21 protein-coding genes are annotated in these 19,313 nt (G+C 29.1%); 14 read left to right on the plus strand and 7 right to left on the minus strand.

All coding sequences use genetic code 11. The features are described from left to right. Positions 1–11: 11 nt before the first annotated feature. Both ACMCMH_RS05675 and murC read left to right on the plus strand, forming a co-directional pair. Entirely contained in the window at positions 12–590 is a 579-nt protein-coding gene (locus tag ACMCMH_RS05675; protein ID WP_412727876.1) for a hypothetical protein, read from the plus strand. Next, on the plus strand, positions 590–1,888 hold the full coding sequence (murC, locus tag ACMCMH_RS05680) for a UDP-N-acetylmuramate--L-alanine ligase (RefSeq protein ID WP_412727877.1): 1,299 nt from the start codon (positions 590–592) through the stop codon (positions 1,886–1,888). The genes ACMCMH_RS05675 and murC overlap by 1 nt, the downstream gene beginning before the upstream one ends. Positions 1,889–2,042: 154 nt before the next feature. On the opposite strand, the gene ACMCMH_RS05685 is transcribed toward murC, so the two are convergent. The 5 genes from ACMCMH_RS05685 to ACMCMH_RS05705 all read right to left on the minus strand — a co-directional run bounded on the left by ACMCMH_RS05685 (position 2,043) and on the right by ACMCMH_RS05705 (position 8,142). Continuing rightward, complete coding sequence (locus ACMCMH_RS05685; protein WP_412727878.1) at positions 2,043–2,459, minus strand: hypothetical protein; 417 nt, start codon at positions 2,457–2,459, stop codon at positions 2,043–2,045. Between the two features lies 1 nt (position 2,460). Beyond that, entirely contained in the window at positions 2,461–3,696 is a 1,236-nt protein-coding gene (locus tag ACMCMH_RS05690; RefSeq protein ID WP_412727879.1) for an AAA family ATPase, read from the minus strand. 316 nt (positions 3,697–4,012) lie between these two features. Beyond that, positions 4,013–5,254, minus strand: coding sequence for an OFA family MFS transporter (locus ACMCMH_RS05695; RefSeq protein ID WP_412727880.1), 1,242 nt, complete (start codon positions 5,252–5,254; stop codon positions 4,013–4,015). Positions 5,255–5,345: 91 nt separating this feature from the next. Beyond that, positions 5,346–7,226: a PAS domain S-box protein gene (locus ACMCMH_RS05700; protein WP_412727881.1), complete on the minus strand. Its 1,881-nt coding sequence runs from the start codon at positions 7,224–7,226 to the stop codon at positions 5,346–5,348. Then, the gene (locus ACMCMH_RS05705) at positions 7,219–8,142 is read right to left on the minus strand and encodes a cytochrome-c peroxidase (protein WP_412727882.1); all 924 of its coding nucleotides are present in this window, start codon (positions 8,140–8,142) and stop codon (positions 7,219–7,221) included. Before ACMCMH_RS05705 ends, ACMCMH_RS05700 begins: the two co-directional genes overlap by 8 nt. A 148-nt stretch (positions 8,143–8,290) precedes the next feature. On the opposite strand from ACMCMH_RS05705, the gene purB reads away from it, so the two are divergent. Continuing rightward, the gene (gene purB, locus ACMCMH_RS05710; RefSeq protein ID WP_412727883.1) at positions 8,291–9,622 is read left to right on the plus strand and encodes an adenylosuccinate lyase; all 1,332 of its coding nucleotides are present in this window, start codon (positions 8,291–8,293) and stop codon (positions 9,620–9,622) included. A gap of 162 nt (positions 9,623–9,784) precedes the next feature. Next, entirely contained in the window at positions 9,785–10,093 is a 309-nt protein-coding gene (locus ACMCMH_RS05715) for a hypothetical protein (protein ID WP_412727884.1), read from the plus strand. Between the two features lie 16 nt (positions 10,094–10,109). Here ACMCMH_RS05715 and purT read toward each other — a convergent pair whose 3' ends face one another. Then, complete coding sequence (gene purT / locus ACMCMH_RS05720) at positions 10,110–11,276, minus strand: formate-dependent phosphoribosylglycinamide formyltransferase (protein ID WP_412727885.1); 1,167 nt, start codon at positions 11,274–11,276, stop codon at positions 10,110–10,112. A 167-nt stretch (positions 11,277–11,443) separates the two neighbouring features. On the opposite strand from purT, the gene hemJ reads away from it, so the two are divergent. From hemJ to ACMCMH_RS05760, 8 genes are all read left to right on the plus strand, one after another. Beyond that, positions 11,444–11,950 carry a protoporphyrinogen oxidase HemJ gene (gene hemJ / locus ACMCMH_RS05725; protein WP_412728003.1) on the plus strand — a complete coding sequence of 169 codons (507 nt, stop codon included), beginning with the start codon at positions 11,444–11,446 and terminating at the stop codon, positions 11,948–11,950. After that, positions 11,947–12,873: a D-2-hydroxyacid dehydrogenase gene (locus tag ACMCMH_RS05730; RefSeq protein WP_412727886.1), complete on the plus strand. Its 927-nt coding sequence runs from the start codon at positions 11,947–11,949 to the stop codon at positions 12,871–12,873. The genes hemJ and ACMCMH_RS05730 overlap by 4 nt, the downstream gene beginning before the upstream one ends. Next, positions 12,870–13,478, plus strand: coding sequence for a fumarylacetoacetate hydrolase family protein (locus ACMCMH_RS05735; RefSeq protein WP_412727887.1), 609 nt, complete (start codon positions 12,870–12,872; stop codon positions 13,476–13,478). The genes ACMCMH_RS05730 and ACMCMH_RS05735 overlap by 4 nt, the downstream gene beginning before the upstream one ends. Positions 13,479–13,522: 44 nt before the next feature. Further along, positions 13,523–14,170 carry a hypothetical protein gene (locus ACMCMH_RS05740; protein WP_412727888.1) on the plus strand — a complete coding sequence of 216 codons (648 nt, stop codon included), beginning with the start codon at positions 13,523–13,525 and terminating at the stop codon, positions 14,168–14,170. 109 nt (positions 14,171–14,279) lie between these two features. Beyond that, on the plus strand, positions 14,280–14,672 hold the full coding sequence (locus ACMCMH_RS05745) for a response regulator (RefSeq protein ID WP_412727889.1): 393 nt from the start codon (positions 14,280–14,282) through the stop codon (positions 14,670–14,672). A 17-nt stretch (positions 14,673–14,689) separates the two neighbouring features. Then, on the plus strand, positions 14,690–16,102 hold the full coding sequence (gltX, locus tag ACMCMH_RS05750) for a glutamate--tRNA ligase (RefSeq protein WP_412727890.1): 1,413 nt from the start codon (positions 14,690–14,692) through the stop codon (positions 16,100–16,102). A 2-nt stretch (positions 16,103–16,104) separates the two neighbouring features. Continuing rightward, the gene (arsC, locus tag ACMCMH_RS05755) at positions 16,105–16,449 is read left to right on the plus strand and encodes an arsenate reductase (glutaredoxin) (protein ID WP_412727891.1); all 345 of its coding nucleotides are present in this window, start codon (positions 16,105–16,107) and stop codon (positions 16,447–16,449) included. 3 nt (positions 16,450–16,452) lie between these two features. After that, the gene (locus ACMCMH_RS05760; RefSeq protein WP_412727892.1) at positions 16,453–17,094 is read left to right on the plus strand and encodes a UPF0323 family lipoprotein; all 642 of its coding nucleotides are present in this window, start codon (positions 16,453–16,455) and stop codon (positions 17,092–17,094) included. 22 nt (positions 17,095–17,116) lie between these two features. Here the strand turns inward: ACMCMH_RS05760 and ACMCMH_RS05765 are convergent, their stop codons facing one another. Next, positions 17,117–17,290 carry a hypothetical protein gene (locus ACMCMH_RS05765; protein WP_412727893.1) on the minus strand — a complete coding sequence of 58 codons (174 nt, stop codon included), beginning with the start codon at positions 17,288–17,290 and terminating at the stop codon, positions 17,117–17,119. A gap of 143 nt (positions 17,291–17,433) precedes the next feature. Between ACMCMH_RS05765 and ACMCMH_RS05770 the strand changes: the two genes are divergently transcribed. Both ACMCMH_RS05770 and ACMCMH_RS05775 read left to right on the plus strand, forming a co-directional pair. After that, positions 17,434–18,117 carry a response regulator transcription factor gene (locus ACMCMH_RS05770; RefSeq protein WP_412727894.1) on the plus strand — a complete coding sequence of 228 codons (684 nt, stop codon included), beginning with the start codon at positions 17,434–17,436 and terminating at the stop codon, positions 18,115–18,117. Beyond that, positions 18,114–19,292, plus strand: a complete 1,179-nt coding sequence (locus ACMCMH_RS05775) for a glutathionylspermidine synthase family protein (protein WP_412727895.1) — start codon at positions 18,114–18,116, stop codon at positions 19,290–19,292. The genes ACMCMH_RS05770 and ACMCMH_RS05775 overlap by 4 nt, the downstream gene beginning before the upstream one ends. Positions 19,293–19,313 lie beyond the last annotated feature (21 nt).

Genomic DNA, 19,313 nt, shown 5'->3' on the forward strand with positions numbered 1-19,313 from the left:
ATACCCTAACAATGAAACCAGAAGAACTACATGAAGCTAGAACAAACCCAGATTTTTTGGAGTATCTTGAAGTAAAAGAGAAAGAAGTTATGGAATCAAGAGATATAGCAGGACTGTATGAACTACTTGATTCTTTACTTGTTTTAGATCTTGATGAAGAGCGTGTACATAATGTATATCAAGAGATTTTAAAAGTTGCATTTGACAATATAGAAACTAGACTCAAAGATGAAAAAAAATTAAGCTTAGATGATGACGATATTTATTTTATAAGAAGTTTTTATGAACATGCTATTGAAAAATGGAGTATGGGTAATTTTAAAGGTGCAAAAGAGCTATTTTTTATCCTTACTCAAATTTGTGAAGATGAATTTTTAGTAGAAGCTTTAAATGTACACTTAATAGCTTGTGCAAAACAGAGTGATATGGATGAGTATTATGACAAAAATGTAGCAGAAGAGCAAACATATACAGAGGAAAAATATGGGTATTTTATATTAGATTTCAATTTTGACAAAAAAGAGTATTTAAATAATAATTTAAAACTGCTTCAAGAACAGTTTGAAGAATTAAAGCACTTGCTGAACTAATGAGAGTACATTTTATAGGGATAGGTGGGATAGGTTTATCTGCACTTGCGAGGTTTCTTCAATATAGAGGCTATAAAGTAAGTGGTTCAGATGTAAAATCAACACCAATTACTAAAGAGCTTGAAAAAGAGGGAATTGTTGTAAATATTCCACAATGCCCAAGCGCCATACAAGGTCAAGATCTAATCATTTATAGTGCAGCTGTGCTAAATGACAATGTCGAGATACAAGAAGCAAAAAAACAAGAGTTGGTTTTACTTCCTAGAAAAGAAGCTTTAAGCGTTATCATGCAAAAGACTACAAACTATTGTATTTGTGCGGCACATGGTAAAAGTACTACAACTGCAATACTAAGCTCAATTTTACAAAGCTCTGCAATTATTGGTGCAATTAGTAAAGAGTTTGATTCTAACTTTAGATACATAGATGAAGTTTTAGCTTTTGAAGCAGATGAAAGTGATGAGAGTTTTATCCTCTCTCATCCTTATTGTTCGATTGTATTAAATACAGAACCTGAACATATGGAATATTATAATTATGATGAAAAAAGATTTTATGATGCATACACAAAATTTTTAGATATTGCAAAGCTAAGAGTTATTAATGCAGAAGATGAGTTTTTACAAAATTATAAAGGGTATGCTATTCGATTATATCCATCAAAAGATATAAATAATATTGAATTTGTATTAAAAGATGACGAACCATATACAAAATTTTTACTAAAAGATTTTGGTGAGTTTGAAGTATGGGGATTTGGTGTGCATATCGCTATTGATGCAGCATGTGCTATTTTAGCCGCTTCTCAAACTATGGAAGTTGATGCAATAAAAGAAAATTTAGCTAAATATAAAGGTATCAAAAAAAGATTTGATATTGTACAAAAGAGTGAAAACTTAATCGTAATTGATGATTATGCACATCACCCTACTGAGATAAAAGCCACACTAGAGTCTGTAAATCTTTACAATAAATATAAAAAACTAGATAAAAAAATCGTGATTTGGCAACCTCACAAATACAGTAGGACAATGGACAATTTAGAAGCATTTAAAGAGTGTTTTAAAGGTTGTGATGAGCTTATTATATTACCCGTATGGACTGTTGCTGAAGAGATTAGAGAGATTGATTTCGCAAAAGAGTTTGCGCACTATAATACAACTTTATGTACAAAAATATCTACAAGTAATGGTAAGATAGAATTATTAAATGAACAAGATGAAATTATACGAATAATTAAGACAGGTATAGTTCTTGGTGTTGGTGCTGGAGATATTACTTATCAGCTAAGACACTAAAAGAAAATAGTTTTTATTTAATTATTAACGTTTGAAGTAAGCTACAAGGCGATAATTTTAAGTCAAAATCTAAACTTAAAAAAGTTACTTTTCTGATTAAAACTCACTCTTTTCGTAGTATAGCCTTGTTAGTTTTTCTGACTTTTTAGGTTTTTTAGATTTTAATTTCTTTTATATTTGTATCTATCAATAATTGAATTTTATTTTTTGATAAAAACTTTTTTTTCATTACTTGAGAAGAAGTACCTGACTTGGGAAATTTTGAAGCAACAATAAAACATTTTCTTGATATATCCTTATGTATAGATAAGCATTTTAATATAGTTGCTTCAAGTTGTTCTACAGCGTGAGGGATATCACTTCCTTTTAGTTCAACATAAAAAACTTCTTCTAATTTACTATTTATAATTTCAAATAAGAAATCACACTTTGCACCAGTTAAAATATAACATCCATCAACTTTCACTTCGTTAACAAGAAATTTTGAATTGTTTAATATTATAAATTTTCTTCTATTTTCACTAACTGAAATGATATTATTTTTAGTTGCCTTATTACATTTTGAAATCATATTAAACCTGTAGAGATAGTAACTCATCAAAAGTATTATTAAATTCATCAGAAACACTATCAATAATATTTATCCCAATTAATCTGCTCTCTTTATCCATAATGCTAACTAATTTCCCATTTTTAATTGTATATGCTTTAACATCATCAAAATCAATGCATAAATCTTTGTCAATTATCTTTTCAATGCTTTTTTCACCTTTTTCATTTTTAACATCATTTGCAAGTATTAAATTATTTAGTGCAGTTAAAATATACGGGCTATGTGTTGTAGTAACAATATTTTGACCTTTATTATATATCAATGCAATTAATGAAACTATATGCTTTTGTGAAATTGGGAAAAGATGTGCTTCTGGTTCTTCTATGAAATATATATTTTTCTTATTATCAGAATTAATAAACGGAAAAATTGATAAAATTAATAACATCGGTAGTGACTCTTGTTGTCCTGATGAGGCATTAGATAAATTTATTGATTCCCCTTTAGTTTCAATCCAGTCTTGATCATCCTTATATTTATATTTTCCATTTAAAATCTTTTCAACTATTTCTTTTGTTTTATTATATTCTGAATCATTTTCCAATCTATGTTTATAAAATATACTATCACTATATATTTTTTTTGCAATTTCATATTTTGAACCAAATTTACTCATAAATGGATCTATATCAATATTTTTTGATAAAAAAGAAAAAATATTTTTTTGTAAGTTTGCAAAAAATGATCTACTTGCTGGAATAAAAAGTGAATCATTAAAGTATTTTGATATTTCGCTATTGTCAAAAATATGCTTTTGTTTAAAATCCCAAAATTCATCTATCATCCTATCTTCTTCTTTTTTTAAGTAGGATTTGTATTTTGATTTTAGTGATCTATGTAACTGACTTAACGTATCACCAATATCAACTTGAACCTTTCTTTGAGAATTAGTTTTTGAAATATTAATTATAATATTATCATAAGTATATTTAATATTAAAACCTTTATCTTTCCATGTATATTTTGGAAAGTATTTTTCAAATAACTCTTCTATATTTGTTATGAATTCTTTTTTTGAATCATTGTTTTTAACAGAGATTAAAAATATTTCACTATTAACTTCACGAAATAAACATAAAAGTTTAGCTATTATACTTTTACCATTTGCTTGAGGTCCAATAATAATATTAAGGTTACCTACATCAAATTTTGCTTCTTTTATAACTAAAAAATCTTTTATATATAATTGTTCCACTTTTATTCTCTCTTTTAATAAATTGTTTTATTTTATCTAATATAAATTAATATTATGCTTTTTGATTTGTAACCTAACTATTTATTAACACCCATTATAGTCCATTTAGCCTAAAAAATTAGTATTAATAGTATATTTTAAATAAAGACTTTACAGATAATAATGAGAAAATAAAATATTTTTGATATGATGTATATGTACCTTTTACATAGGTATAAGAGTTGGAAAAGACATTTTGGGTGTTATCTAGTATATACTGGTATTAACAGACATTTTATCTCTAATAAAAGAGATAAAAATATCTATAGAAAAGAAACTAAGATTTCTTTCTTTTTTGAATAGATTTTATATTTATAAGCATAGCTATCGAAATAATAAGTGCTACAACAAAGAATCCTGCAAATACATACAGTGTTTGAGAATATGATCCAGTTGAGTCTTTTACCATAGAGATTATAAGAGGCCCAACAAGTCCTGCTGCTGCCCAAGCTGTTAAAATATATCCGTGAATAGCTCCAAGCTCTTTTGTTCCAAAGATATCACCTATATAAGCAGGAATTGAAGCGAACCCTCCACCATAACAAGACATGATAAAAAATAAAATCATTTGAAATACTACTATTTCTGTAACTGAAGGCAAGATATAAAAAGCTATTGCTTGAGTTAAGAAAAAGATTATATATACAATAGGTCTTGTTAAATAGTCTGAGAGTGAAGCCCAAAAGATTCTTCCTGCTCCATTAAATATCCCCATAAGTCCCACTGCAGCAGCGGCTGCAATTGCAGAGATACCAATAACTTCTTGAAGAAGAGGAGAAGCTACACCAATAATAGCAATACCACAAGTAACATTGATAAATAACATTAGCCAAAGACCATAAAATCTTGGTGTTTTTACTGCTTCATTTAAACCTAAAGAAGCTAAATCTTTTTTGAGTGTTTTTTTACCCTCATCTATTTTCTTTTGAAATTTTTCAGGTAAATAACCCTCTTCTGGTTTTTCTAAATATAAAGCAGAAGCAAACATAATCACAAAGTATGAAGCACCTAAAATAAAAAATGTGTTTGAGATACCAACAGATTCTATTAAAATTTTAATAGTTGGTCCCCATATAGCAGAAGCAAAACCAAATCCCATAATAGCAAGACCAGTAGCCATACCTCTTTTATCTGGAAACCATTTTACTAGTGTTGATACAGGAGAGATATACCCTATTCCTAATCCACATCCACCTAAAACACCATAAAAAAAGTATAAAAGCAATTTTGATTCCATCAAAATTGCTAAACCAGAACCAGCAGTCCCTAAACCAAATAGTGAAGCTGCAATAATTGCAGATACTCGAGGTCCATTTCTTTCAACAAATTTTCCCATTAAAGCTGCTGATAATCCTAAAAAGAAAATCGCAACACTAAAAGATATCGTAACATCTGTTAATGTCCAATTCATTTGTTCTTGAATAGGTTTAACATATACACTCCATGCGTATACAGAACCGATACAAATATGAACACCAACCGCACTTAATGCCATTAGCCATCTATTTTTTTCTAACATTTTTTTCCTATATATTTAAATTAAACGAATTTTATTGAAATAATATTGATAGTTTATTGAAGTATTAAAAGATCAATTATGAGTTACGATATTAAGATAGTGGAAATTCTATTTTAAATTCAGCACCTTTATAGTGAACATCTTTGTAAGTAAAATTTTTATTATTTACAGTCAATTTTCCATTCATATGTTTTGAAATAATCTCTTGACACATATATAACCCAATACCAATCCCTTGTGATTTGTGTTTTGTGGTAAAGTATGGTTCAAATATTTTTTCTATAATCTCAAAAGGAACTCCTCCACCATTATCTTTTATTGTTATGACAACATTGTGATCAGTTTTGGAAATATTTACAAAAATATATCTTTTTATATTTTCTTTTGTTATTAAAACATCTCTTGCATTATTAAGCAAATTCATCATTACTTGAATAAGTTCATTATCGAGATTTGTAATTGATATATCCTCAATATTTTCAACTATTTCAATATTCGCATTTTTAAACTTTGACAAAACAATATTAAGTGTTTTTTGATATACATCCTTTATCTTAAATAAAGTTTTTGCTTTGCTAGGATTGAAAAAGTCACTAAATGCATGAATTGTTTCTGAAAGGTACTGCGTTGAGTCATTGATTGCATTGAGTGTTTTGATATCTTCTTCTGGCGTTGTTTTGATATTGAGTTCTTTTTTTACTAACAAACCTGTGGATGCTGTAGAGATGATAGATAATGGTTGTCTCCATTGATGTGCTATATTTTGAAGCATCTCACCCATTGCAGCCATTTTTGTTTGTTGGAGTAGAAGTTTTTCTTTTTTTATTAATTGTTCTTGTGATTTTGTTTCTTTTGTGATATCAAGTTTTATAGCAACAAATTCTAAAATTTCATTGTGCTCATTAAACACAGGAGTGATAGTAGCTTTTTCATATGTAAGAGTTCCATCTTTTGAGACATTTATAAATTTTCCGCTCCATTTTTTTCCTGAATAAATAGTTTCATTTAACTCTTTGTAAAATTCAGGAGACTGTTCTCCTGAATTAAACATTTTTGGACTTTTTCCTAAAACTTCCTCTTGTGTATATCCTGTGATTTTTGTAAATGTTGCATTCACATATTTTATTCTTGTATCTGCATCTGTAATAACAATTATATTGTCACTATCTTCCACTGTTTTTCTAAATCTACTAAGTTCTTTTTTTGAAAGAGCAAGATTGTAATCATACGCAAGATAAGATAAAATAGCAATAATCAATAAAAGAAATAATATAACAACAGATAAATAAGCTTTTTTTATAATAGATTGTGAATAATTATTATACTTTATATTAAAATCATTTAGTGTTTTTTCAAAAGAAGAATTTGTTAGATTTTTATTTATTTGATTGAGTTTGTATTGATATTCAAAAATAATCTTTGAGTGTTTTAAAAAATATTTGTCATTTTTAGAAGGATAAAGTACAAATAGCTTCTTAAAGTGTTGTAACTCTTTTGTTATATCAAGCTCAGGATTTTTATCAAGAATCATTATTGTAGTATAAAGTGGTGATAAGTTTTTATGAATTCCATCTTTTTTCAATTTTTGTGCTATCACAAATGATTTATTTAAAATGGCTCTATAGGATTTTACTCTTGCAATAATTTCATATTTATGTGGTATTTGAGTGTAAAGTTCTTTCAATAAATGTTGTAATTCATCATTATCAAGTTCTTGTAATAGCTTATTTGACTGCAGTTTTTCAAATTCTTGTTTAGACTTTTTAATTTGATTTTCAATTATGTCAAAATTATTATAAGTAAAAGAGTTTTTTAAATATAAGTCAAACTCTTTATTATATAAAATTATTTTTTCAATATTATCATTGATTTGAAAAAAATTGTTGTTTTGAATACGGGCATTATTGATATAAAAAGCTAGTGTGAGTAACAACATAAGAAGTAAAACAGAGGTGACAATTCTTTTATTCATGTGAAAATTCTTTTTGAAAATTTTGCTCACCTGTAAGTGTATGAAGAAATTGTACAATATAATCAATCTCTTTTTCAGATAGTGTATATCCTATTTGGTAGTATGACATTTTAGCTACTGCATCTTTGAGTGTTGGTGTTAATCCATCATGGAAATAAGGTGAAGTTAAACTAATATTTCTTAAACTTGGAACTTTAAAATAGTATTTGTCATCTTCATTTTTTGTAAGATTGTATCTCCCTTTATCGGATGATTGAAAATCTTCTATTACTCCTATTTTTTGCATAAGGTTACCACCAATATTTACTCCATTGTGGCAAGAGATACATCCATATTCTTTAAAAAGTTTGTATCCTTTTTTTTCATCTTCGGATAAAGCTTCTTTATCACCTCGTAAAAATTTGTCGAATCTGCCGTTTGGAGTGATAAGAGTACTTTCATATTCTGCTATTGCATTGGTGATATTTTTTCCTGTTATTCCATCTTTATAAATTGTATTGAATAAGGTCACATAATCTTCATCTTGATTTAGTTTTGAAATGATTTCATTAAAATTTGAATTCATTTCAACTGGATTGTGAATAGGTCCAGAAGCTTGATCTTCCAAAGTCACTGCTCTACCATCCCAAAATTGCGTATGATTAAATTTAGCATTTAACACTGTAGGAGCATTTCTATCTCCTGTTTTCCCATCAATTCCAAAAGAAACTTCTAAATTGTCATCCCCACCTTCTTCTAAAATATGGCAAGATGCACAAGAGATAGTATTATTTTTACTTAATCTTACATCGAAAAAAAGTTTATTTCCAAGCAACGCTTTTTTTTGATTGACATCATTTTTTAAAGGTATAGGAGTTATTAGTTCTTTTGAAAAAAGTATGATAGCGATAAAGTGAATTAGTAAAATTTTGTTCATAATTGTAATACTATCCTTTTGTAAATAATGTGCATTATAGCAAATATACACTTTATATGAAGAAAGGGAAATTTGTTTTAATTGTAATCTTATATAAAAGTAAATTTTAGATAAAATGGCACAAATATTATGTATGAGGGATTTATAAATGGTAGAAAGATACGCACGAAAAGAGATGAGTGACAATTGGACGCAACATGCAAGATATGCAGCTTGGTTAGAGGTTGAAAAAGCAGCAGTAAAAGCTTGGAATAAACTTGGACTTATTCCTGATGAAGATTGTAAAAAGATTGTAAAGAATGCTACATTTTCAGTTGAAAGAATTGAAGAGATTGAAGCAGTAACAAAACATGATTTAATCGCTTTTAATACAAGTGTTTCTGAGTCATTAGGTGATGAATCAAGATGGTTCCACTATGGTATGACATCATCTGATGCTGTTGATACAGGTGTTGCTATTCAAATGAGAGATTCTCTTAAGATAGTTATCAAAGATGTTAAAATGCTTATGAAATCTATCAAAAGAAGAGCTAAAGAGCATAAATATACACTTATGGTAGGAAGATCTCATGGTATTCATGGTGAACCTATCACTTTTGGTCTTACTTTAGCTGTGTGGTATGATGAGATGAAAAGACATTTAAAGAATCTCAAAGAGACTTTAAAAGTTATTTCTGTTGGTCAAATCTCTGGTGCTATGGGTAACTTTGCACACGCTCCTTTAGAACTTGAAGAATATGCTATGAAAGAGTTAGGTTTAAAACCTGAGCCTTGTTCAAATCAAGTAGTTCATAGAGATAGATATGCTAGACTTGCAACGGCTTTAGCTTCTATGGCTTCTTCTATTGAAAAATTTGCTGTACAGGTTCGACATTTACAAAGAACAGAAGTGTATGAGTGTGAAGAGTTTTTTGCAAAAGGTCAAAAAGGATCTTCAGCTATGCCTCATAAACGAAACCCAATTTTAACTGAAAATATAACTGGACTTGCAAGAACTATTAGATCATTTGCAGCCCCAGCAATGGAAAATGTTGCATTATGGCACGAAAGAGATATCTCTCACTCATCAAATGAAAGATTTTGGTTACCAGATGCATTTATCACAACTGATTTTATGCTTCATAGAATGAATAATGTAATTGCAAACTTAACAGTTATGCCTGAAAATATGATGAAAAATCTTAACTTAACTGGTGGACTTGTATTTTCTCAAAGAGTACTTTTAGAGTTACCACTGAAAGGTGTAAGTAGAGAAGATGCATATAAAATTGTTCAAAGAAACGCGATGAAAGTTTGGCAAGAAATTCAACAAGGGAAAGCAACTACAAATAAAAAAGGTGAGTCTTTATACTTAGGTCACTTATTAGCTGATGACGAGTTAAGAAAATCATTATCTGAAAAACAAATTAGAGAATGTTTTAACTATGAATATTATACTAAAAATGTAAGTGCAATTTTCAAAAGAGTTTTTAAAAAATAATAACTTTTTATAAATAGAATATTGCACCCTACTTATATATTTTATAAGTAGGGTTTTTTATTGATATTTTCAAAATAAATATTTTAATTATCATTGTTTAAGCTTTTTCTTAGATTAGTTAGGGAAAAGTATCGTTATGTAAATAATTATTAGGATTATATCATGGACTTAAATAATTTATCTCTTTCACAAAAAATAGAATTAGCAATAGAAACAACAGAGCAGGGACTTTTAGAATTACTTTTTATCTCTCCTGAAGTTTTAGTTAGAAGAGCAGTTCTTAGAAATAAAAATGTAAGCACACAAATTGTGAATAAATTAGCATACGATGTAACGGAAAATGTTAGTTATGTTGCATCTAAACATATAAAATGTACTTCATCGAGACAGTTTAATTTACCAGTTTCGAAATGTGTGAAATGTAAAGTAGATGAAAGACACCTTTCTTGTGAAAAGTGTCCTTACAAATAGCTCTATAAAGTGAAAGCTATTCGGTAATTTTACTGATTAATGTTTTTGCATTTTGTAGTGCTATTTCACTATCATTTTTATCAAAAGTTAATGCAACAGCCATTCTTCGTCCTTCATGAGTTTGTGGCTTACCAAAAACTCTAACAAATGAATTTGTTGTAAAAATACTAGGGTCTACATTGATTTCTGGACTAAATGTATCAGTTGTAGACTTGTAGGCTGCACTCGCACCCGCTCCATAGTTGATATAGTCAAGAGGTAATCCCAGAACTGCTCTTACATGTAATGCAAATTGTGATTGTGATTGAGTTATCATAGTTACCATACCTGTATCATGTGGTCGTGGACTCACCTCAGAAAAATAAACTTCATCTCCTTTTACAAAGAGTTCAACACCAAAAAGTCCTCTACCACCTAGCCCATCAGTGATTTTTTTAGCAACATCGATAGCTTTTTGTTTTGCTAATTCACTCATATTCATTGGTTGCCATGAAAAGATGTAGTCACCATCTTTTTGAATGTGACCTATAGGCTCACAAAATGTTGTACCTGTTTCGTTTCTAACAGTTAAGAGAGTAATTTCATAATCAAAAGAGATAAACTCTTCAACAATGAGTTCACTTGCATCTCCTCTAGCTTCTTTTGCTACTTCCCATGAGTTTTGTAAATCATTTTTTGTTTTTGCTATTGTCTGACCATGTCCAGAACTAGACATAACTGGTTTAATAACACATGGAAAACCAATTTTATCTGCTGCTTTTTGTAATCCCTCTAAGGTAGTAACAAATTCATATTTAGATGCTGGAAGTTGTAACTCTTCGCATGCAAAAACTCTAATATTTTTTCTATTCATTGTTTTATTTACAGCTTCAGCATTTGGAATCACATGGAACCCTTCCTTTTCAGCTTCAAATAATGCAGAAATACTGATAGCTTCAACTTCTGGTAAGATAAAATTTGGTTTTTCTCTTCTTATGACATCTAAAACTTCATCTTCATTTTTCATATTTATTACATAAGATTTATTTGCTACTAAATGTGCAGGTGCATTAGCGTAGCTATCTACAGCAATTGTTTCTATACCTAGTCGTTGAGCTTCTATAATAACTTCTTTTCCTAATTCTCCACTTCCTAATAGCATTATTTTTATACTATTTGATTTTAAAGGTGCTGTAAATTTCATATATTTTCCTAATGGTTTTGTATTGTATATAACTAAAGGTATTTTAATATATCAATGGTTAAGAGTTTATTTATTGAATTATCATAGAGATATTTTAGTAAAACTTTACTAGAATAGTAAAAATTACTGTAAGGAGTTCTGATTTGAGTGAATATTATTATCCAGTGATGGCATTTCATGTTATTGCTGTTTTGTCTTGGATGTCTATGTTATTTTATCTACCAAGACTTTTTGTCTATCATGCAGAAAATAAAGATAAAAAAGAGTTTGTAGAGGTTGTAAAAGTTCAAGAATACAAGTTATATAAATATATAGGGGCACCTGCTATGTGGGCAACAGTATTCTCGGGTGCTTATATGATTTATACAAATATGGAGCTAATGGCACAGCCTTGGATGCATGCAAAACTTTTACTTGTTGTGTTACTTATTATTTACTCTATTAGTCTTGATAAAATCAGATTAAAACTAAATTGTGAAAAATGTCAAAAATCGGGAAAATTTTTTAGAGCATATAATGAAGTACCAACAATACTTGCTATTTTAATTGTAACTTATGTGATCACAAAAAGTATTCCAGTTGGGTTTTCTATTGGAATTACACTATTTTTTGTATTTATTATGATTATGATAATGAGAGCAAAACCAAAAACAACAAAAAAGGAAGAGATATGAAAATAGTATTTTTAGATAGAAAAACATTAGGAGATGATATCAATTTAGAACAATTTGATACATTAGGTGAAGTTACATACTATGATTTTACAAAACCTGATGAGGTATTACAAAGAGTAAAAGATGCAGATGTTGTTGTAACAAACAAAGCAATTGTAGATAAAAACACAATGAAAAATTCTACTATAAAACTTATTTGTATTACAGCAACAGGGATGAATAATATAGACTTAGAATATGCTCAACAAAAGGGTATACCAGTTAAAAATGTAGCAGGATACTCAACATCTAGCGTAGCACAATTAGCATTTTCATACATACTACAGTTTGTACAAAAAATAAATTTTTATGACAACTATGTAAAATCTGGAGCTTGGGCAAAGAGTGACATCTTTACAAACAACGACAAACCATTTTATGAACTAAGTGGTAAAACTATTGGAATTATAGGTTTAGGTAATATTGGAAAAGAGGTTGCGAAGATAGCAGTTGCTTTTGGATGTAGAGTGGTTTATTATTCTACAAGTGGGAAAAACAATGAAACATTATATGAAAATGTAAGTTTAGAAAAACTTCTGGAACAGTCAGATATTGTTTCTATACATTGTGCTTTAAATGAACAAACTAATAATTTATTAAATAAAAATAATTTAGATAACTTAAAAGATGGAGCAATATTATTAAATCTTGGTCGTGGTGGACTTGTCAATGAACAAGATATTACCAATACTTTAAATAATGGGAAAGATATATATTTTGCAACAGATGTAACAACAGTTGAACCAATTGAGGCAACTTCTCCTTTATTAAAAATTGAAAATCAAGAAAGAGTTATTATGACTCCTCATATAGCATGGGCTTCAGTTGAGGCTAGAACAAGACTAATGGATTTAGTCTTTAAAAATATTACCGATACACTATGAAAAAAATTATTTTTCAAAAAGAAGAGATTATACCCTCTAAAATAGTGTGTATTGGAAGAAATTATGTAGATCATATAAAAGAGTTAGATAATGAGATGCCAAAAGATATGGTCATTTTTAATAAACCTAATTCTGCAATTTCAAATAAATTAGAGTACTTTTCTGAAGATACACGGTATGAGGGTGAAATTTGTTTATTAATCAAAGATAACAAGATAGATGCTATTGCTTTTGGATTGGACTTAACAAAAGCCAATGAACAAAATTATTTAAAAAGTAAATCACTTCCATGGGAGAGATCAAAGTCTTTTAATGGTTCAGCTGTATTGAGTGAATTTGTAAAGCTAGAAGATGATATCTCTAAAATACGATTAGAACTATTTATTAATGATACTTTAGCACAATATGGAAGTTACGATTTGATGATGTACAAACCAACTCAAATGATAGAAGAGATAAATTCTTTTATGACTTTAGAAGATGGAGATGTTATCATGACAGGTACTCCTAAAGGTGTGGGAACTTATAACTTAAATGATAAATTTGAAGGAAAAATTTATATAGATGAAAAATTAGTATTAGAAGCATCTTGGATAGTTACATAAAAATGTGTTATACTATGTAATACTTTACATATAGGAGTTTGCAAATGGGATTATTACTATACAAATCAGACGAGATGTACTCATCTACTGAGCTTATTCGAAAAAGTAAAATGATTTTTGATAAAGTTTTAGAAAATGAAATTGACAAGGCTATTATCCTTAGGGATGGAAAGCCTTGTTTCCTTTTAATGGAATTTCAAAAATATGAGAAAATTATGGCGGAATACGAACAGCTAAAAGAGTATGTAAACACTTTAGAAAAATCATCTAAGAAAAAAGAGTTTAAAAAACCTAAAAAACTAAAAGTTGCAAAAGAAACTATTTCTGAAGAGATAGAAGAACCAGAAGAACAGCTAAAAATCAATCTACCTATTCAAAATATTACCCCTGAAGATAAAGCAAAAATAGATCAAAAAAATGAACAGACACAAGAAGAAAAAAGTTTAACCGAAGAGCAGGAGCTTAAAGAAGCAATGCAAAGTATAGAGTCAATGAATTTTGATGATGAGATGAAACAAGAAGCACAAAAAAAGATACATACAAGAATAGTTCAAGCAAGAAAAGAAAGAGCTAAAATATTAGCCGATGAAAAACAACATCAAGAAGATTTAAAAGAGGAATTAATTTTACAAAGCCAACTTAAAGAAAAAAAGAAAAAAAAAGACAGAGAGCTTCGTGAGTTTTGGGACTAAATCTTTATAAATCAGCTCAATTTGGATATAATAGCCTAAATATGAATATTGGCTTTAATTCAGATGTAGATTTTGAGTTTAACCCAAATGAATTTTAAAGGATAGTAAAATGGATTTCAATAGAAATATAAGGATACTTTTCGTAGATGATAGTTCAACAATAAGGGAGATGGTAGAGAGTTCTCTTTTAGAAATCGGGTATATGAATATTCAGAGTGCGGAAGATGGAGTAGAAGCTTTAGCCCTTTCAGCTGAAGAGGAGTATGACTTTATTATTACTGATATCAATATGCCAAATATGGATGGGATTGAATTAATCCAAAAGTTAAGAGATAAACTTGATTACATAGATGTTCCTATTATGGTTTTAACTACTGAATGGAGTGCTGAAATGAAGAAACAAGGTAGAGAAGCTGGTGCTACTTCTTGGATTGTGAAACCTTTTGATACAGAACTACTACATAACGCAATACTTGAAACAATTAAAAAAGCACAAGAATAATAGGAGATAATAAAAATATGGCAATTACAAGATTTGCACCAAGTCCAACAGGATATTTACACATTGGTGGATTAAGAACGGCATTATATAGCTATTTATGGGCTAAGAAAACAAATGGTGAGTTTAAACTAAGAATAGAAGACACAGATAATGCAAGAAACAATGAGGATGCTGTAAAAGCAATCTTAGAAGCTTTTGAATGGGTTGGAATGCCAAGTGATTGTGAAATAGAATACCAATCGAAAAGAACTGATATTTATAAAAAGTATATTGCTCAATTATTAGAAGAGGGTAAGGCTTATAAATGTTATATGAGTAGAGATGAACTTGATGCTTTAAGAGCAAAACAAGAGGCTGCTAAAGAGAATCCAAGATACGATGGTACTTGGAGACCAGAAGATGGTAAAGTATTACCAGAAATTCCTGCTGATGTAGATCCTGTTATTAGAATAAAAGCTCCTACTTCTGGCACTATTTTGTTTGAAGATGGTGTAAAAGGTTCTATGAAATTTGATGCAAACCAAGTTGATGATTTTGTAATCGCTCGTGCTAATGGAATGCCTATTTATAACTTTGTTGTTGCTATTGATGACCATTTAATGGGAATGACTGATGTTTTAAGAGGTGATGATCACTTATCTAATACTCCAAAACAAATCGTAATTTATAATGCTTTAGGTTTTGATGTTCCAAAATTTTATCATATGCCAATGATTAACAATCCATCAGGTAAGAAACTATCTAAAAGAGATGGGGCTATGGATGTTATGCAATATAAAGCAGATGGATATTTACCAGAAGCTTTATTAAACTTCTTAGTAAGACTTGGATGGTCAAATGGGGATCAAGAAATTTTCTCAATGGATGAAATGTTAGAATTATTTGATCCAAATAATATTAACAAATCTGCATCTGCTTATAATGCTGAGAAATTATTATGGTTAAATGCTCATTATATTAAAAATGTATCTAATGAACGACTTGCTAATGAACTCGAATTTTTTGAATGCCACTTAGAAGGTCATGATAAAAAAGAGATGATATTAGATTTATGTAAAGAGAGAGCAAATACACTTGTAGAACTTAAAGATGCGATTACAAATATTTTAGATGTACCAACTTCTTATGACGCAAAAGGTTCAAAAAAGTTTGTAAAAGAGGGAACTATTGAGATGCTTAACTCTTATGTATCATTACTAAAAGCAAATAAAGAGATGCATACTCCTGTTGATATTGAAGGATTTACAAAACCATTTATTACTGATAATGGTTTAAAATTTCCACAAGTATTTCAACCAATAAGAATTGCACTTACAGGTGGAACAAATGCACCATCGGTATACGATATCATTGCGGTACTTGGAATAGAAGAAACTGTTACTAGAATCAATAATGCTATTGCAGTAAGTTTTGGAAAAAAGGAAGTTTAATCATGATCACAATTTGGCATAATAATAGATGTAGTAAATCAAGAGAAGCAAAAGCTATTTTGGAAGAATCAGGCTTAGAGTTTGAAGTTTTTGAATATTTAAAAAATGATTTTTCAAAAGAGGAATTATTACGAGTGATGGCACAATTGAAAATATCTGATATAAATGATATGCTTCGAAAAAAAGAAAAAGAATATAAAGAACTAGATATTGGAAATAAATCACAAAATGAGATACTTGATTTAGTTGTGCAAAATCCAAAACTAATAGAACGACCAATTATTATAAAAGAAAACAAAGCAGTTATTGCCCGTCCAATGGAAAACTTAACAAATTTACTAGGATAATATATGAAAAATAAAAAATACTTTTTAAAAAAAATATCTAACTATGCAGTAGTAGGTGGCTTAGGTGCAACTTTAATTGCCTCTATGACTGGATGTGAAGATAAAAACGCAAATGGACAATATAATCAAAATAGTAACACTATTTCAAATGCAAGCCAAAAGCAGGGTGCTTTTGTAATTGTAGAAAAAAATCCACAAGGTGGATACCAAATTGTAGATGAGTTTCCAAGTTCTAAAACAACAATTGTTTTAAGAGAAAATGGAACTGAAAGAATCTTATCACAAGCAGAAGTGGATCAATTAGTTGCACAAGAAGCAAAAAAAATCGATAATGGAACTTCAAATCTTACAAACCCTCAAAATGCACAAATGAGTGGTGGAGGTATGGGACTAGGTGAAACAATTCTTGCTTCTGCTGCTGGGGCAATGATTGGGGCTTATATTGGAAATAAACTATTCAATAACAGTAACTACCAAAATCAAAGACGAACAAGTTATAAATCACCATCAACATATTCAAAAAGTGTAAATAGTTTTAATAAGGCTAAATCATCTTCTAGTTCAAAAGCAACTTCAAGTACGAAAAAAAGTGGTTTTTTCGGAAGTAGTAGAACAAGTGGATCACGAAGTAGTTTTGGAGGTTAATTAACCCCTCCTTTTCTAAAAACTAGGCAACAAGTCCTATTGTTTTACATACTTGTTTGTACGCATTCTCACCTAATTTTTGTTTTGCCATAGATTTCATCTCTTTACACATATTACAGTTGCATCTTTTTGGTATCGTGTTTAATAAAGTTTCGATGTTATTCGCAGGACTAAATGTAGTATTATTTGTTTTCATAATTTTTCCTTTTTTGTTATAATATGAGTATAATATTTAATAGTGAAGAAGCAGTGAATAAAGAATGAAGATTTAGTGAAGATTTAAAATTTTAGTATATAATGATATTACAGAGCGTCAATTGAATACTGAAAAGGTACAAGATGGAATTAAAAGAATTAAAAGTTTTATATGCTGATGATGAAATTGAAATCAGAAATATGGTTAAAGACTGTCTTAAGTGTAAGGTTAAAGAGTTTTACACTGCTAAAGATGGATTGGAAGCATTTTCTATTTATAAAGAAAAAAAGCCAGATGTCATACTTTTAGATATACATATGCCAAATTCTGATGGTATTGAAGTTGCCAAAAAAATACGACAAAATGATCACTCTACAAGAATTATAATGATAACTGCTTTTTCAGATACAAAAAATCTATTAGCTGCATCTGAACTGAAACTCACTAAATATATTGTAAAGCCTTTTACTATTAATGATGTCTTAAACTCTCTAGAATTAGCTTTACAAGAGACGCTAAACTTTAAAACAACAAATAAAAAGAATATTTACTTAGCAGATGATTTTATTTGGGATGTTGAGGTTGAGTCTTTATTTAAGGGGTCTTGTGAAGTTGGACTTACACCAAAAGAGCGAAAAATTTTACAAATTCTTTTTTCTAATGTAAATGCAACAGTATCTTATGATACACTTCTAATAGAGGTTTGGGATGATTTTGAAAATCATAGTATTGATACACTCAAGACTATGATGAAAAATATAAGAAGAAAACTCCCAACAAATACCATCTTAAATATTTACGCAACAGGATATAAAATAATACTATGAAACTAAAAACTTTAAAACCATTGACAAATGAATACTTAGAATCCATTGGATTTACTTGGCACACAGATACAGATACGAGCTCATATATTAGTGATGAAATTGTATCTATCTCCCAACAAGAAGCAGAAGAATATTATGAAGCTACAAATGAACTTTATGATATGTTTTGTGAAGCAGGACAGTATGTAATAGATAATAATCTTTTTCATGAACTTGATATCCCTTTTAATCTTGTAGAAGTTATAAAAGCTTCTTGGGATGATGATGTACATTGGCATCTTTATGGTCGATTTGATTTAGCAGGTGGACTTGATGGCAAACCAATAAAACTTATTGAGTTTAATGCAGATACACCAACAGCCGTATTTGAAACAGCGATTGTTCAATGGGCAATGTTAAAGTTTAATAATTTTGAAGAATCAAGTCAGTTTAACTCTTTATATGAAGCAATCAAAGATAACTTTAAAAGATTTGTAACTTTAGATAGTGAAATTGAGAAGTTTGAAGAACATTATGAAAAACTCAATTGGAAAATTTTGTTTTCATCAGTTTTAGGAGATGATGAAGAGGAAAATACGACAAAACTATTACAACATATAGCAAGTGAAGCTGGCTATCAAACTGACTTTGAATATATAGGTAATGTAGGTTTTAGTGATGATGGAATTACAAAAGATGATGAGATTTATGAATTTTGGTTCAAACTCATACCTTGGGAAGATATTGCAATAGATGAGGGGGAGTTAGCTGTAATTCTCACTGAAATTATCAATAATAAAAAAGCTATTATTTGTAATCCTGCATATACACTTTTATTTCAAAGTAAAGGAATCATGAAAATTTTATGGGATTTATATCCAAATCATCCATTACTACTAGAAACTTCATTTGAACCTTTAGAGAACAAAAAACAAGTGGAAAAAATGTGTTTTGGTAGAGAGGGCGCTAATGTAGCTATTGTTAATGATGATAACTCTCTTGATATGAAAACTGATGGAGATTATGCAAACTTTAAACCTATCTATCAAGAGTATGTAGAGTTTCCTCAAGATGAAAAAGGAAGCTATTATCAAGCAGGTGTTTTTTATGCTTATGAAGCGTGTGGTTTAGGTTTTAGAAAAGGTGGAAAAATACTTGATAATATGTCTAAGTTTGTAGGACATATTGTAGAATAGGCTAGGTGTAATGGCTCAAAG

Origin of the sequence: Arcobacter sp. 15-2 (assembly GCF_047159865.1) — a bacterium.
Taxonomy (GTDB): Bacteria; Campylobacterota; Campylobacteria; order Campylobacterales; family Arcobacteraceae; genus JAIOSF01.

Coding starts and splice junctions, on each gene's coding strand:
- ACMCMH_RS05675 (WP_412727876.1), top strand. CDS start 12: ATGAAACCAGAAGAACTACATGAAGCTAGAACAAACCCAGATTTTTTG.
- murC (WP_412727877.1), top strand. CDS start 590: ATGAGAGTACATTTTATAGGGATAGGTGGGATAGGTTTATCTGCACTT.
- ACMCMH_RS05685 (WP_412727878.1), bottom strand. CDS start 2,459: ATGATTTCAAAATGTAATAAGGCAACTAAAAATAATATCATTTCAGTT.
- ACMCMH_RS05695 (WP_412727880.1), bottom strand. CDS start 5,254: ATGTTAGAAAAAAATAGATGGCTAATGGCATTAAGTGCGGTTGGTGTT.
- ACMCMH_RS05700 (WP_412727881.1), bottom strand. CDS start 7,226: ATGAATAAAAGAATTGTCACCTCTGTTTTACTTCTTATGTTGTTACTC.
- ACMCMH_RS05705 (WP_412727882.1), bottom strand. CDS start 8,142: ATGAACAAAATTTTACTAATTCACTTTATCGCTATCATACTTTTTTCA.
- purB (WP_412727883.1), top strand. CDS start 8,291: ATGGTAGAAAGATACGCACGAAAAGAGATGAGTGACAATTGGACGCAA.
- ACMCMH_RS05715 (WP_412727884.1), top strand. CDS start 9,785: ATGGACTTAAATAATTTATCTCTTTCACAAAAAATAGAATTAGCAATA.
- purT (WP_412727885.1), bottom strand. CDS start 11,276: ATGAAATTTACAGCACCTTTAAAATCAAATAGTATAAAAATAATGCTA.
- hemJ (WP_412728003.1), top strand. CDS start 11,444: ATGGCATTTCATGTTATTGCTGTTTTGTCTTGGATGTCTATGTTATTT.
- ACMCMH_RS05730 (WP_412727886.1), top strand. CDS start 11,947: ATGAAAATAGTATTTTTAGATAGAAAAACATTAGGAGATGATATCAAT.
- ACMCMH_RS05735 (WP_412727887.1), top strand. CDS start 12,870: ATGAAAAAAATTATTTTTCAAAAAGAAGAGATTATACCCTCTAAAATA.
- ACMCMH_RS05740 (WP_412727888.1), top strand. CDS start 13,523: ATGGGATTATTACTATACAAATCAGACGAGATGTACTCATCTACTGAG.
- ACMCMH_RS05745 (WP_412727889.1), top strand. CDS start 14,280: ATGGATTTCAATAGAAATATAAGGATACTTTTCGTAGATGATAGTTCA.
- gltX (WP_412727890.1), top strand. CDS start 14,690: ATGGCAATTACAAGATTTGCACCAAGTCCAACAGGATATTTACACATT.
- arsC (WP_412727891.1), top strand. CDS start 16,105: ATGATCACAATTTGGCATAATAATAGATGTAGTAAATCAAGAGAAGCA.
- ACMCMH_RS05760 (WP_412727892.1), top strand. CDS start 16,453: ATGAAAAATAAAAAATACTTTTTAAAAAAAATATCTAACTATGCAGTA.
- ACMCMH_RS05765 (WP_412727893.1), bottom strand. CDS start 17,290: ATGAAAACAAATAATACTACATTTAGTCCTGCGAATAACATCGAAACT.
- ACMCMH_RS05770 (WP_412727894.1), top strand. CDS start 17,434: ATGGAATTAAAAGAATTAAAAGTTTTATATGCTGATGATGAAATTGAA.
- ACMCMH_RS05775 (WP_412727895.1), top strand. CDS start 18,114: ATGAAACTAAAAACTTTAAAACCATTGACAAATGAATACTTAGAATCC.